Origin of the sequence: Pseudomonas sp. 31 R 17, assembly GCF_900004915.1 — a bacterium.
GTDB classification, from domain to species: domain Bacteria; phylum Pseudomonadota; class Gammaproteobacteria; order Pseudomonadales; family Pseudomonadaceae; genus Aquipseudomonas; species Aquipseudomonas orientalis_A.
Genome location: NZ_CVTN01000001.1, coordinates 1 through 227, shown reverse-complemented (window position 1 = coordinate 227; position 227 = coordinate 1). Strand labels below are relative to the sequence as shown.

Annotated in this window: 1 protein-coding gene; it reads right to left on the bottom strand. The window is 63.9% G+C overall.

What is annotated here, in order from left to right; all coding sequences use genetic code 11:
* A partial coding sequence (locus tag BFP89_RS00005) for a DUF6708 domain-containing protein (RefSeq protein ID WP_370671188.1) occupies window positions 1-227 on the bottom strand: 227 nt, incomplete at both ends.

Below are 227 nucleotides of genomic sequence, written 5' to 3'. Positions count from 1 at the left end.
TGATGGGTGCCAGGTTTCACCACGGCGAGGGTGACGGTTTCGATGAGGCCGCCACTGCCCATGGGGCCGTACACGCTGCAGGCTTCGGCACGCAGGTTATCCCAGTCATAGACTTCGGTCCGAACGCCCCAGGTGGTGCGGCTGAAGGGTCTGAGGCCGTCGTGGCGGAAGCGGTAGACATAGACTTTGCGTCGGAAGCGGTTGAAGCGGATGGGTTCGTCGCGGGG